The sequence below is a fragment of the Photobacterium damselae genome (assembly GCF_003026815.1).
GTDB lineage: Bacteria > Pseudomonadota > Gammaproteobacteria > Enterobacterales > Vibrionaceae > Photobacterium > Photobacterium damselae.
The window spans coordinates 1-13,774 of sequence record NZ_PYOG01000010.1 but is presented as its reverse complement, the minus strand read 5'-3'; the positions used below and the strand labels follow the sequence as shown (position 1 = coordinate 13,774).

Genomic DNA, 13,774 nt, shown 5'->3' with positions numbered 1-13,774 from the left:
CTAAGATTATGTCTTTTTCAACCTTACCTTTATCTCCTTCTCTGATTCATGCGCTACCTAATGAGCTCAATACCCCAACAGATATTCAGCGTCACGCTATTCCAGCGCTAGTAAAGCATCAAGACGTTCTTGCTTTAGCTCAAACAGGCAGCGGTAAAACTTATGCTTACGGCTTACCTCTGCTACAACAAATCGATCCAAGTCAACCAAAGATTCAAGCTCTTATTCTGGTACCAACTCGAGAATTAACTACTCAAGTTCATCAATCTTTAAATACGATTGCAGAAAAAATGGCGATTCGAACTGCGATTTTGTGTGGTGGGATCAGCCAAGAACAACAAGAAGAGACACTCAACAGTCAACCTCAGTTAGTTATCGCAACAACAGGTCGCCTACTTGATGCTCTCAGTAAAGGACAAGTAAGCCTTAGCCATATCAAATCTTGGGTACTCGACGAAGCCGACCGTTTACTGGATATGGGATTTTGGCCTGATATTCAAAAGATCATCCAACAGCTACCGGCTAAACGACAAACAGCACTGTTCTCTGCCACACTTCCAGAACAACTTGAATCGCTCACTCAAGAGGTATTATTCAAGCCCGTTCGAATTGAAGCGCAGAAAACTAACAGTGTAGTCGATACTATTTCTGAGCAGTTATATTTGGTCAATAAAGGCAGCAAACCACAAGCACTCATCGCTCTATTAAAGCAGTACCCAACTCAACAAACTTTGGTCTTTATTGGGGCTAGAGATAACGCTGATGCACTATGTAAACGCCTAATGAAAGCAGGTGTTCAAGCTGCTGCGTTACACGGTCACAAAGAGCAAACTGAACGAGAGCAAATTCTTGCTGATTTCAAAGCAAAAAAATTAAATGTAGTGATTGCCACTGATGTCTTAGCTCGTGGTATTCATATTGAGCAGTTACCACTTGTGATCAACTTTGATTTGCCATCCAATGCCGCAACCTATGTACATCGTGTTGGACGTACGGGTCGTGCTGGCAATAATGGTTTGGCACTCTCTCTTGTTTGTCATGGCGAAACGGAATTTTTGACGGCGATTCGTCAGTTAACTCAGCGCCCATTAGAGCTGCATAATCTTGATGGCTTCCCTGTGACAGACAAACCAACCACAGGAGAGAGTAAGCGCAAACCAAGAGATAAACAGGCCAATCGTCGTACGGCTCAAAAACGAAGTGTTAAGCTGTTCAAACAAAAGCCCCGTAAAGCTTAAACTGTATGGAATAGTTATAAGCACTAAATACTCATATACTTTTAAACCCATCATATCTAGGTGATTTCAAGATACAAACAAAGGCATTTTTACGAAACCGGGTATCTTGAAGTCACTGGAGTCTGGGGCTTAATCTATATAAGGTGGCCAGTAAAGTCGTGGCCATTGTTGGTTTTCATTATCGACAAAATGAGTGACACGGTAACGTGCGGCGTAATCAAACTTAATACAATGAAGGTATGTGGTGTCTTTTGGCATCGAGAGTAAATGACGCAGTAACTGATGCATCACTCCTGCGTGTGTCACGACTAAGATTTTTTTACCTGCATATTGGGTAACTAGAGTCTGCCAAGCTTGCAGAATTCGCGCGTCAAAATGCTCTAAGGTCTCTCCTTTGTGTAATGCCTCACCCTGCTCTGTTAACTGCCATGGATCGCGCCAATAGCTATCGATTGTTGGACCTATATCCTGCCAGAGTTGCTGTTGTTCTAAACCGTCCCATTCACCAAAGTTCATCTCTTTCCATAACGGCTCTTCCACAACCTCAAGATTAAACTGCTGCGCAATATGATGAGCAAACGTTGCACAGCGTTGTAAGGGCGATGTCACTATCACATCTAGCTCTTTTAACGAGCTTGCGGCGTGCTCCATTTGAGCAAAGCCCACCTCTGTTAACGCAAAATCAGTATGCCCACGTAGACATTTATCACCTTCAGGAAGTCCATGACGTAAAAAATCTACCCGAGTCTCTCCTATCGTCATAATATTTCACTCCTTTTTGCTGTTAGTACCAAACAACTTAGGCATCGAATTAGCCATCAAACTTACAATGTCTCTCCTTTAAGTACTTGAGGTAGTCCTGCAATAACAAACACGACTCGATCTGCTATTTTCGCAATATCTTGATGCAGCCAACCACTTTGATCGACAAACTGGCGGGAAACCTCCCCCATAGGGACAACGCCTAGCCCAACTTCATTACTGACTAAAATCACTTCGCCTTGAGCCTCATTCAACGCTTTAATCATAGCCTGTTTTTGCTGAGGCCAAAGGGCTTCGTGGCCTGAAAATAGGCAGTTTGTGAGCCAAAGCGTTAAACAATCAATCAACAGACAACGATTAGGCGCACTGTACTCTGCAATGACTTTTGCAAGCTCAATGGGCACCTCAATTACAGTCCAATGTGCAGGCCTTTGTGCCTTATGGTGTTCGATGCGTTGTGCCATTTCATCATCGCCAGCGGTCGCTGTTGCAATATAGATAACCTCTTTACCACCATCAAAAGCCAATTTTTCAGCTAATGAACTTTTACCTGAACGGGCTCCACCTAAAACTAACTCAACGTGTGCCAATGTCCTCATCCTTATCAGGTTACTTTAAACTGTCATTATCCTATCGCACTTAGCATAAATTTGCCTAAATCAACTTTTTGTTTCCATACTTATGTTAATTGACGTTCTTAAAATGACGACAACAAACAAGAGCATTTGAATATAAGATTCTAATAATAAAAAATTGAGCTTAACCCGTTGAAGCAGCCCCTTTAATGACTGGATAATTTAATGACCGTACCGCCTGTAATTCTGATTGATATTCTCAAACGACCGAGCTTACTTACTTCGTTAAGTGAACAACATCAGAGTGCCATTTTAACTGAGGCTCGCCATGTCAATTTATTAGGGCAATTACAGTATTTATGTCACCAGCATGATGTGTTCGATGATCTTTTCTTACATTCGCAACAAACATTGTTATCTGGCCAACAAGCTCATTTAGCCCAATGTAAGCAGCTAAACGATTATCACAACGTTCTTACTCAAGCCTTAACCCAAGCGACTTCAACATGGAGTTACATTAATCAAGCTGGTATTCAATTTTCGCAACAGCAAAGTCGACTAGGTTACTTACGGCAAACAACTGAAATTCTAGTAAGCCACAACGCGATTCATCATATAGAAAAGTGTCTCCTTACACATGGATGGCGGCCTAAATTGATCAGTGATTATGATGAAAAAAGCCGTATTAGATATACCAATGCGTTATCACCTTTTATTCATCAAGAATCAAATTTAGAGCTTGTTGTTCATTATCAACTTCTTCCTAAGAGATTTCGGTACTCAAGCGATGACACATTTACTCGTAAATTAATCTATCCAGATAGCTGTTATCCAGCCTCAATATTCGATCCAATTTCGACTATTTATCATTTGGCTATTAATTTATTTTTTATTAACGATAGTAAGTTTGGTCTAAGAGATATTTTCACGTTATATTCACTACTTAATGAAAATAGCTTACAGGAAGGTTTTTGGGGAGAATTACTCACGTTTCAAAATAAAGTTGGTAAAGACTCAAGCTTATTTTTAGCTTTACATTTTTGCCACGTTCTTTTTGATCTCGCTATTCCTGATTTTGTCAGCCAATATTACCACCAGCAATTTAAAGTAAGTGTGACACTTAATTCATTAGAAACCAGCTATATTGACCTGTTTAGTTATGCATTCCCGCCCTATCAAGATGATGATTACAAACTGGCGGCGAGATTACTGCGTATACGAGGGTGCATTAAGCAGATGCCTTTATACTTGTTACTGCCTCATATTATTAAACGTGGTATCTGGAATTGCCTTCCTCATGAAAGCGAAGAAGAACTGATTTGTTAGTATATCCCATGTATTTCTTATCATAACGTTTGATATATAAAAACAGATACAAAAAAAGCCCGACTAGCGAGCTTTTTTATCAATCTTTTAATTAAAACAAAAGATTAGAATTTTAGGTACTTAGACATAGCACCAACACTTTTCGCACCAAGACCAGGAACTTTTTCTAGATCTTTTGCAGACTTAAATTTGCCATGCTTTTTGCGGTAATCCACAATCGCTTTTGCTTTTGCATCGCCAATACCAGGTAAAGAAGCAGCCAGATCAGATGCTGATGCGTTATTTACATTCACAGCTTTAAGGTTTTTCTTAACTGCTGCTTTTGTTTTCTTCACATCTTTAGTCGTAGAGGTTGTTGCTTTGTGAGACGTTTTCTTTACGTCCTTTTTAATATCTTTAGTTGATTTAGTTGCTACTTTAGATACTGACTTTTTCGCTTTAGTAATACAGTCGGATTTTTTCTTAGCATCTGCTTTATATTTTGTTTCGCATTGCTTAATTGCTGCTTTAACATCAGAAGATGAAGGTGTTGCTGCTTGGCTTGCAAATGGTGCTACCAACATAAGAGATAATAATAACGCACGAAACATGACTCACTCCTTTAGTGTTTATATGATGTCATTTTTATGGCGACTTTTTAGCAAAGAATCCCATTATTAATGACAATTTTCTGTCAAACCTCATAAAGTATTAGCAGGTTTTGCAAATTTAGTAATAAAAAAGCCGAGTTCAAACTCGGCTTTGATATTTATGTTCAGATTTGAATTATGAACGGTATTTGTTTACACGATCTTGCGCATTGCTGATTCGTGCAGCTGCAGCAACTTCACTATCAACAACCGTTTTACCAATTGGCGCAAGTGAAATAGCGGCAAGTTTTAGGTGCTGAAGCGCAAATGGAATACCGATAATAGTAACAAAACACGCAGCGGCTGAGATTAAGTGACCAATAGCCAGCCAAATACCGGCTAAACAGAACCAAATTATGTTACCAATGATACCAAAACCGCTGGTACCAATATCATCTTGATTGGTTAGTTCATCACGTGAAATTGCATCTTTACCAAATGGGAAGAATGAGAAAGTACCCATAACAAAGCAAGCACGACCCCAAGGAATACCAACAATACTGATGAACGCAAGTAGACCAAAGAACCACCAAGCTAGGCCCATGATCACGCCACCACATAAAAACCAAATAATATTACCTAATGTTCTCATTACTATTACCTATTCAAATTCGCTATAGCACATACTGAGTGCTTGCTATAAGCAAAGAAAAAGACGTTTTATCTTACGTCTATAATATTTAAAGATTAGCTCACATTAAATTGTTGGCGTGAGTTATCTCTATTGCTAGTTACTCAATTCAGATTATAATATCAAACAATAAAAAAACAGCGTATTTTACCATTTTAGAGAACAAATGAAAACTAAGACCATCATTTCCCTTTGCATTGCCGTCCTAGCCTTTGCTGCTACAACATTTGGACTGTGTTACAACCAAAACGTTCCGTTTTATCAATGCCCTATTGAAGCTGTAAACGGTATGGCATTTTCCTTTGCTTGGGGGCTGGGAATTCCAACGGCCATCTCGTACGCTTTAGGTGTGATCACCCTACTGATCCCATCTATCTTTTGTTTCTATTTGACTCGTACCCTTTACGAGAAGTGGTTTACAAATTAGATAAGTTGGTTGAGAAAAGATCCAGCGTATGTTCGCCTTGATGTTCCTGAACCGCTTCAAAAGTAAAACCCAATTTCGTCAGTAACGCACGAGAAGCCACATTGTTTGATGTTGTAATTGCGACCAATCGCGTGATGTTCAATGCTTCTTTTGCAAAATTCATCATGCAACGTCCCGCTTCATACCCATAGCCACAACGGAATACTTCTGGCAGGAAGCCATAACCTAAATCGATATCATCCAATGTATCACGCTTAATTAAGCCGCAAATACCAACTGGCTTGTTATCTTCTTTGCGCGTCACTTTTAGCAGTCCCATGCCTTTAGTTTGATACATTGCCATTAAAGCCGTTTCCAAATACTTTTTGGCATCCTCTAAATTGTGCAAATTCTTATCGCCAACAAATGTCTTAAACTCTTGGGTGCTGTAAAGATCAAAGACAAATTGCGCATCTTCTAGTGTTAATGGTGCAAGCTCTAGTCGTTCGGTTTCAAAATGCATTTTCATAGTCATCTTTATTCTGATTATCATTGTTTGAGCTGATTATAAGAAAAAATTGAGTTCATTCAAAAAACAACTTTGAAAACTGGCTGTTAACAGAACTTATCAGTACACTAAATCAAAATTTAGGAGAAACTCATGACGCTACAACATATTGATAAATTGGCTTGGATCCTAATTCAAGATCGTAAGCTACTGGCTGTTCGTTCATTTGGTAAAACCAGCTTTTATCTCCCTGGTGGTAAAAGAGAAAATGGCGAATCGGATCAAGAGGCGTTAATTCGAGAGATTCAAGAAGAATTGGCTGTAGATTTAAAACCAGACTCAATTGAATACGCCGGCTTCTATCAAGCACAAGCCGACGGTAAGCCTGAAGGTGTTATGGTTAAAATGACCTGTTATTTTGCCCAATTTGACGGTCAAATCACGCCAAGTGCTGAGATCGAAGAGGCTCAATGGCTTAATAGTGAAAACTTAGATGTCTGTTCGCTTGCTGCAAAAATCATCGTTGAAGACTTTAAACAACAAGGCTTAATCGACTAAATTAATTGTCATACTAAGCTCACAAAATAGAGAACAATAATAATGAAAATTTTTAGCAACTTTGAAAGTGGCAGCATTAATGTTGTCAAAGCCGAATCAAAAGATGATATCCAACTCACTATTCCTAAAGATAATCAGTCTGACGTTTATCAGTGGTTTCATTTCCGTTTAGAGAGTGAGCCTCAGCAATCACATAGCTTTAAGATCCTTGATCTTGCTAAATCCGGTTACCCTGAAGGCTGGAACGGCTACGATATAGTGGCTTCTTACGACCGTGAAGAGTGGTTCCGAATTCCTGCTGAGTTTGATGGTGATACACTAAGCTTTAGCATTATTCCTGAGCACGGTTCTATGTACTTTGCTTACTTTGCACCATACAGCTACGATCGTCACCAAGATTTGATTCACTTAGCGCAAGCACAGCACAACTGTCGCCTTGAGACTCTAGGTCACACCCTTGATGGCAATGATATGAGCCTATTGACCATTGGTGAGCCAGATGAAGGCAAAAAGAAAGTTTGGTTGATTGCACGTCAGCACCCAGGTGAAACCATGGCTGAGTGGTTTATGGAAGGTGTAGTTCAGCGCCTACTGGATGAGACTGATACGGTTGCTCGTGCTCTATTGGATCAAGCCGTATTCTATATTGTGCCAAACATGAACCCAGATGGCGCGATCCGTGGTCATTTACGCATGAACTCAATTGGTGTGAACCTTAACCGTGAATGGGCGGAGCCAAGCCTTGAGCGTAGCCCTGAGGTTTATCATGTTCGTCAACGTATGCTAGAAACGGGTATCGATTTCTTCCTTGATGTTCATGGTGATGAAGCGATCCCTTATAACTTCGTTGCCGGTTCTGAAGGTATCCCATCTTATGATGCTTACCTTGCTGATCTTGAAAATACCTTCAAGCAAGCACTACTAACAGTAACGCCTGAGTTCCAAGATGAACACGGTTACGGTAAAGATGAACCAGGTAAAGCGAACTTAACTATTTGTTCTAACTGGGTTGGCGAAACCTTTAAGTGCTTATCTTACACGGTAGAGATGCCATTTAAAGATCACAATAACCATCCCGATAGCCTATTCGGTTGGTCTCCAGAGCGTAGCATTATGTTTGGTCATGATACGCTAGCTGCAATTTTAGCAACGTTGCCAAAAGTTAAGTAATTAGCTTAGGTAACGGTAAATTAATGCTGAGTCCCTGTTTTTATTGCAGGGACTTTTTTAAGTTAGCTGATTTTATGCGTACAGTCTTTAATCGTTTATTTAGTATTTAAAACGCTTTATTTTTATTAAACTGCATTGCCGTTATATATCTTAAAAATGCTCTGCCTTTTTTTGTTATTATGTACTGATCCGCATCAAATTCTAGCAATTCCCATGTATGAAGAAAATTAAGGTAATCAGATAGATTTGACTTAGAAAATGTTTGAGGATTACTTTTTTTGCACTCTTCAAAGAAAGGAAGAATATCGGTGGTTTTCACTGCTCCTGATTCTTGGACAGATAAAAATTCAAGCAATCTAATTTGTGTACCAAATATGTTGTAATAAATTGTTTCGAAGGCTCTGTTTAATTGCTCTTGAGCTAAGTTTTTAACAAGAATATCAATTTTCTCTTCATCACTTGTAATCTGAACTAGTGAGTCTTGCAATCTATCTTCAACCTCTTTGCGAAACCCAGTAGAATCAATAGGAATTAAACGTTGCAAATCCTGTTGAACTGTTGAATTTGGTTTAGCGGTTTGTTGATCACTAAAATGAAGCTCAGCATCTTTGTATTTTGCTAACTTTAATCCTATCTTTTGTATTTTATCCTTGATAATAAAAACGCATATAATTACTACTACAGGCCAAACTAAATTACCAACCATTTCTACATAAAATTGATTATCATTCATTTATACTGATCTCTTAAAACCATAATCGGCGAAAAGATTCATGACTAACTTGTAAAGCGAGAATAGGTGAACCATATGTTTTGGCTAGATTGTAAGCCTCATTCTCACACCATTCTTTTGTGACAACATTTGGACTTCCCTTTGTAAATACTCCATCCTTCGTATATTTAGTCATTAAAATATTATAGCCTTTAATCACTGCTAGACCGACTTTAGGCTTTTCAACATAATTAAGTGCGAACCCAATAGGGTTTAATTTATCGCTTTCAACAGCTCTTATTCCATACACTGAAAAGTTACAAGCCTGTTGATTCACAAGAGCTAAACTCAAACTCGACATACTCATTTCTTTTGTTGTAAATGGATTTGTCGCGTATAGATACACAAAAGCAAATAAAACAATTACCAACTGTATAATACGTTTTAATAACAACTTTATTTTCATTAATTCAATTACTCTTCAATATAGATTAGGAATTTTCTTCTAATTAAAAGGATTTAGTAATAATTTGTCCGTATCTAAATGGTTTAAACTTTCTATAATTGTGCTTCTATCCAACATATTGCATCTTTCATGCACTGCACGAGTGAAGCTTAGAACGATTATACAGTAAACATTTAACTATAAAAACCATACAAACCACTCTGAAATTCGATATTGTAATTTTATTGAATACACTGCTCACTTCAAAATATTTTATTAATGCTATATTGGTGGGAAGTCTCATTTAACATGCAAATATAACTTTTGGAAAACCAAACTGTTCTAATAATAAAATATTTTTAAAGTATTCCTATTTTAAAGTTATTTATCCTCCTATGGAATAGATAAACTTTGTCCTCAAACTAAAATAATAGTCTTTTTCGATTAGACTTATAGAAATCAAAGCGAATAAAAAGTAAGGATGTAGCTATACAACATTAAATAATTGTGAATCAATCCACATTTTTTAATTTATAACAGCAAAAAAGGCAATAACCCTGAATGTTTTATCGGAATTTTATCCAGCCTAAACAGCTTCAGTACTTATAAAATCATCTCCTCTTTGCATGAAAGCATAATTCCGTGAATATTCTATTTTCACATATAAAAACAAAGATATATTCCCTGATCCTGCTCACAAACTGAATCACCCAAATAAAATAACTTATTCTGAGCCCGCTATGCAGGCAAAACCAGAGATACGATAAAAATATTAGGATTAGAATAATGAAAAAATACTCCTTACCTTACACCTTTGCTATAACCAGTTTACTTATGCTCAGTGGCTGTAATGATGATACTACTGTTGTCGAACAGCCTAAAGATACTGAACCACCAGCAACACAATTACGGACAGTCTTAAGTAACTATCAAAATGCAACCCACACCCTCGACAATACCCATTTCGGCCAAGTAACAGACCAAATGGCAAGTTCACGTCAGGGGATAGACCGAATGTATCTTGATAAATTAGAACAAATCAATCGCGATGCACTGTCTGACGAAGACAAAATCTACTACGATACTTTCCAATTTGACCGTAATCTTGCCATCAGAGGAGCTTCATTTCCCAACCCTCGTTTTGGTAACTTTGATATTCCCATCACCCACTTTTATAACTACATAGACTGGAATGCCAGTGCCGCAGGCAGTAAACAAGAATCACCTGAAGCCTACCACAAACATATTCAGGTTCTTAGGGAATTCACGTCTTGGGTCAATAACTTACAATCACAATACTCGCTGGCAATTATCGACAGAGCTCAGCTACCTAAAATACTAACAACTCGCCTTATTAATAGTACCGTTGAAGCTATGGCTATCAATGGCCAACCTTATGGTTTACTAGAGATCGGTCTGAACGATATCAAAGCATCTGGTAATGCTGATTATAGTGACGAATTTATAGCTGAATACCAAAAAGCCGTAAATGATGCCCAAAGAGCTGTCGACAATATTATTAATTTCTTGCAAACAGACTATTTCAAGAGCGCTCGCGGAACAAATGACATTACTGACACCAATATCGGTTGGGGCGATCTACCAAATGGTCAAGCATGGTATCAATGGCAGCTTGATCGTAACAGTACAACGGGCAAATCAGCGATGGAATTGAACAAGCTCGGTGAAGATCTGGTAGCCGATGCTAAGGCCGAAATGATTCGAGTCGCTCAATTGATCATCAAAAAACGAGGTGAGACGATTAAAGCCGAATGGCGTAACCCAGATGGCGTAGTCGAAGAGCGTACGTTTAACCTTGTAAATGCAGATGAAAGCGTTAACCTCGATGAGTTTTTCGATTATCTCAACAGTGAACAGTTTTTCTATGGCCGTGACGGTCGGACTATCTCTGGTACACCTTATGCCAATCTGTGCAAAGCGGCATCCGACCAAACTGCTTGTGAAGCGGCTCTTATCGACTATAACACCTTTAAAAATGATGCAAATAACATTGTTGCCTCATACTTTAAGCCAATTAAAACCGATTACACCATCGTTCCTGTTCCTGCTAACCGCGAGAAATATGATGGCGTAGCCTCCTATGGTGGTAATGAGTTTAACCTCAATACTAATCCAAATTATAGTCTTCAGAAATGGAATGTCTCTACCCTATTACTCCACGAAGCTGCTCCTGGTCATCATTTCCAAAATGCTTATTCCATTGAGTATCCACCAAAAGATAAGCCTGATTACATCAAAGGTGTTAGCTATACTGCGTATGCCGAGGGTTGGGCGCTGTACACTGAATGGTTAGGTCTGAAGATGGGTATTTATGGTGAACTAAACGCTGAAGGCAAACCAACCTTTATTAATGCTACAGGAATGTGCAAACCTGATCTCGACTATACCCACTTCCAAGGCGGTATTTATAACGATGCTGAGGAATGTAACGCCCTGCAATATTTCGGTAGTCTAAATGAGGCACAATTACGTAACATGCGACTAGCCGTAGATACTGGGATCCATGCAAAAGGATGGAGTATCCAAAATGCGCAAAACTATATGAATCAAAATTCTGCTTTGGGTGATGGAGATATCGAATCTGAAAGTTTCCGCTATGCGGCCTATGTTGGGCAAGCCGTATCTTATAAGTCTGGGTATTTAGTAATCATGGAAATGCTGACTTTAGCCCAAAATGAGTTAGGCAATAAATTTGACTGGGCGAGCTTCCATGATCAACTGCTAAAATATGGGGATCAACCAATGGAAGTTGTTGAAACAAGTATTAAGAATTGGATCAAAACCCAGAAATAATACTTGTTAAAAAGATAAACAGCCACAGTTGCTGCAAAACGCAGCAGACTAAATATAACGAGCTAGTAATTATTAATTTTAACTAATTTTTAATGACGGTTAGGAGTTAGATTTCCTAACCGTCAACAATACATTGCAGGATATCTGGACTTACTCAATACATACGGAGCGAAACTCACTACCTCTAGTCATATGATTCAACCATTTCACGATGTATTTATTGGGCTCACTTATGCCCATCGTACTTAATGTAGTGGCCTAATCTACTATTTAAGCAATGACCAAAGATTTAATAGTGCCGATATCGACCACTGTTCTCATACTGCACTGATAGTGAATGTTGTTCTACTAAACATAACAAATTCCAGATATGAAAAAGCCCCAACTAATAATTGAGGCTTAACGTGAGTTAAATAGCTTACTTTATGAAAGAAGCAATATTCATTATTTCAAGTGCTTTAAATACGTAAAAAACTCAACATCTTTTTCATAATCATTTTTTTCATAAAGTTTTTGAGCTTTAAGATTATCAATGGCAGTACTTAACATTATAAACGAAGCATCCGTTTCATTAGCTAATTTATCCGCTTGGTCTAGAAGTAGTTGTGCAATACCATGACAACGAGCTGATTCAGCAACAAACAAATCATACAGTAACCATGTACGATTCATTTCTAGAGAGCAAAATAATGGGTACAATTGAGTGAAACCAACATAATTACCGCTATCATCCTCTACATAATAAATAACAGATTCGTTATTTGATAAACGTTCCTCTAGATACTTCTGCGGATTCTTATCTGAGAAATCTACGTGATAGAACGTTAAATACTCTTCGTACAGTGGCGATATTTTACTTAAATCATCTGATGTTGCTTTTTTTACTGAAAACATAATACACCTCAATATTTGTTCACTATTAGATACCCAAGTTTTCTCAGCTACAAATAAAAGTATATGTAAAATAAGATTTATAATATAATAGATAATATATAAATTCAGATCTGGTGAATATATACTCCACAACTAGAACGATTTTTTTGATAGCTTCTGCGCAGTTGTACCTACTTTTCGATGCATTATTTAGATTATGCGGACTAGTAACTCAACAGTTCTACTCATAGGTATCTCTATGTGTTGATAAACGAAGTAGATGCAAATCGTACTGAGACATAACAAGATAAATGAGATATTAGTTAGAATAATCTTCTGCAACTATAGAAAAAGCTATAATATACTTATGCAACAACACTCATATCAAGTAACTGACTATTGATTTAGTTGTAAATAGTAGCAAAATATTATTTCCGCTCGATAAAGTATAAGGAATGTTATGACTCGTTATTATGTAAATCAAAATGCTCAGGCAAATGGTGAGCATGAAGTTCATTCAGAAAACTGTCCATATCTATCACAAATACATAAAAAAGGTTATCTAGGTTGTTTCGAATATTGTGGTGATGCCGTGATTGAAGCGAAAAAATATTATCCAAAAGCTAATGGCTGTGTACACTGCTCAAGCCTTTGTCATACATCTTAAGTTAGTACGTAATGAAGCTATATTTAGTAATTATAGCTCTGGCAATTAACCTTCCATCTTTCTCCATAAGTGCAAAGACTAATTCAAAAATCAAACAAGAAATTATCAAGCAATCTATACGCTCTTATTCAGGTCGATGTCCTTGCCCTTACAATGTAACAAGCAATGGGTCTCGCTGTGGCAAAAGAAGTGCATGGAGTAAGCCTGGTGGCTATTCTCCTATTTGCTATGAGCGAGAAGTAACGCATGAAATGATCTCTCGTTGGAAGCGAAGCCATTAATTTAGCTAGGTTCATTATCATAGGGCTACATTATCTGTAGCCCTTTTTTATGTTTATTAATTTTAAATCCCTAGTAATCAGCATTTAGATATCTATTTTATAAATTACTAATATGTGACTATCATCATAGTACACAATCACAATAAAGCTAAACTCCACAAACAAAATATAAATGGAGT

At 37.8% G+C, this 13,774-nt stretch carries 15 protein-coding genes; 7 read left to right on the top strand and 8 right to left on the bottom strand.

All coding sequences use genetic code 11. The features are described 5' to 3' along the window. Positions 1-8 precede the first annotated feature (8 nt). On the top strand, positions 9-1,238 hold the full coding sequence (locus CTN07_RS10935; RefSeq protein WP_005305202.1) for a DEAD/DEAH box helicase: 1,230 nt from the start codon (positions 9-11) through the stop codon (positions 1,236-1,238). Between the two features lie 129 nt (positions 1,239-1,367). On the opposite strand, the gene CTN07_RS10930 is transcribed toward CTN07_RS10935, so the two are convergent. Both CTN07_RS10930 and cobU read right to left on the bottom strand, forming a co-directional pair. After that, entirely contained in the window at positions 1,368-2,000 is a 633-nt protein-coding gene (locus CTN07_RS10930; RefSeq protein ID WP_005305205.1) for a histidine phosphatase family protein, read from the bottom strand. Positions 2,001-2,062: 62 nt separating this feature from the next. Next, positions 2,063-2,599, bottom strand: coding sequence for a bifunctional adenosylcobinamide kinase/adenosylcobinamide-phosphate guanylyltransferase (gene cobU / locus CTN07_RS10925; RefSeq protein WP_036765686.1), 537 nt, complete (start codon positions 2,597-2,599; stop codon positions 2,063-2,065). Positions 2,600-2,800: 201 nt separating this feature from the next. Here cobU and CTN07_RS10920 point away from each other — a divergent pair, with 201 nt between their 5' ends. Next, entirely contained in the window at positions 2,801-3,901 is a 1,101-nt protein-coding gene (locus CTN07_RS10920; RefSeq protein WP_005305207.1) for a nucleotidyltransferase family protein, read from the top strand. Between the two features lie 104 nt (positions 3,902-4,005). On the opposite strand, the gene CTN07_RS10915 is transcribed toward CTN07_RS10920, so the two are convergent. Further along, entirely contained in the window at positions 4,006-4,491 is a 486-nt protein-coding gene (locus CTN07_RS10915) for a ComEA family DNA-binding protein (protein WP_005305210.1), read from the bottom strand. Positions 4,492-4,666: 175 nt separating this feature from the next. Beyond that, on the bottom strand, positions 4,667-5,122 hold the full coding sequence (locus CTN07_RS10910) for a YccF domain-containing protein (RefSeq protein WP_036765688.1): 456 nt from the start codon (positions 5,120-5,122) through the stop codon (positions 4,667-4,669). A gap of 205 nt (positions 5,123-5,327) precedes the next feature. Here CTN07_RS10910 and CTN07_RS10905 point away from each other — a divergent pair, with 205 nt between their 5' ends. Further along, a complete protein-coding gene (locus tag CTN07_RS10905) occupies positions 5,328-5,588 on the top strand; it encodes a hypothetical protein (RefSeq protein ID WP_050787818.1) in 261 nt (86 codons plus the stop codon). Here CTN07_RS10905 and CTN07_RS10900 read toward each other — a convergent pair. Then, a complete protein-coding gene (locus CTN07_RS10900; protein WP_036765692.1) occupies positions 5,578-6,096 on the bottom strand; it encodes a GNAT family N-acetyltransferase in 519 nt (172 codons plus the stop codon). The two genes, CTN07_RS10905 and CTN07_RS10900, sit on opposite strands and share 11 nt — an antisense overlap. 132 nt (positions 6,097-6,228) lie before the next feature. Here CTN07_RS10900 and CTN07_RS10895 point away from each other — a divergent pair, with 132 nt between their 5' ends. Both CTN07_RS10895 and CTN07_RS10890 read left to right on the top strand, forming a co-directional pair. Then, positions 6,229-6,633, top strand: coding sequence for an NUDIX hydrolase (locus tag CTN07_RS10895; RefSeq protein WP_005305219.1), 405 nt, complete (start codon positions 6,229-6,231; stop codon positions 6,631-6,633). 42 nt (positions 6,634-6,675) lie between these two features. Beyond that, positions 6,676-7,803: a M14 family metallopeptidase gene (locus CTN07_RS10890; RefSeq protein ID WP_036765695.1), complete on the top strand. Its 1,128-nt coding sequence runs from the start codon at positions 6,676-6,678 to the stop codon at positions 7,801-7,803. A 106-nt stretch (positions 7,804-7,909) separates the two neighbouring features. On the opposite strand, the gene CTN07_RS10885 is transcribed toward CTN07_RS10890, so the two are convergent. Together CTN07_RS10885 and CTN07_RS10880 are read right to left on the bottom strand one after the other, a co-directional pair. Further along, positions 7,910-8,536, bottom strand: coding sequence for a hypothetical protein (locus CTN07_RS10885; protein ID WP_005305227.1), 627 nt, complete (start codon positions 8,534-8,536; stop codon positions 7,910-7,912). Between the two features lie 13 nt (positions 8,537-8,549). Next, positions 8,550-8,981: a hypothetical protein gene (locus tag CTN07_RS10880; RefSeq protein ID WP_036765696.1), complete on the bottom strand. Its 432-nt coding sequence runs from the start codon at positions 8,979-8,981 to the stop codon at positions 8,550-8,552. A 765-nt stretch (positions 8,982-9,746) separates the two neighbouring features. On the opposite strand from CTN07_RS10880, the gene CTN07_RS10875 reads away from it, so the two are divergent. Next, positions 9,747-11,774, top strand: a complete 2,028-nt coding sequence (locus tag CTN07_RS10875) for a DUF885 domain-containing protein (RefSeq protein ID WP_005305230.1) — start codon at positions 9,747-9,749, stop codon at positions 11,772-11,774. 444 nt (positions 11,775-12,218) lie between these two features. Here CTN07_RS10875 and CTN07_RS10870 read toward each other — a convergent pair whose 3' ends face one another. Beyond that, complete coding sequence (locus tag CTN07_RS10870; RefSeq protein WP_005305232.1) at positions 12,219-12,668, bottom strand: GNAT family N-acetyltransferase; 450 nt, start codon at positions 12,666-12,668, stop codon at positions 12,219-12,221. Positions 12,669-13,107: 439 nt separating this feature from the next. On the opposite strand from CTN07_RS10870, the gene CTN07_RS10865 reads away from it, so the two are divergent. Further along, positions 13,108-13,314 (top strand): hypothetical protein, encoded by a 207-nt coding sequence (locus tag CTN07_RS10865; protein WP_036765697.1) that lies wholly within the window; start codon positions 13,108-13,110, stop codon positions 13,312-13,314. Positions 13,315-13,774: the final 460 nt, after the last annotated feature.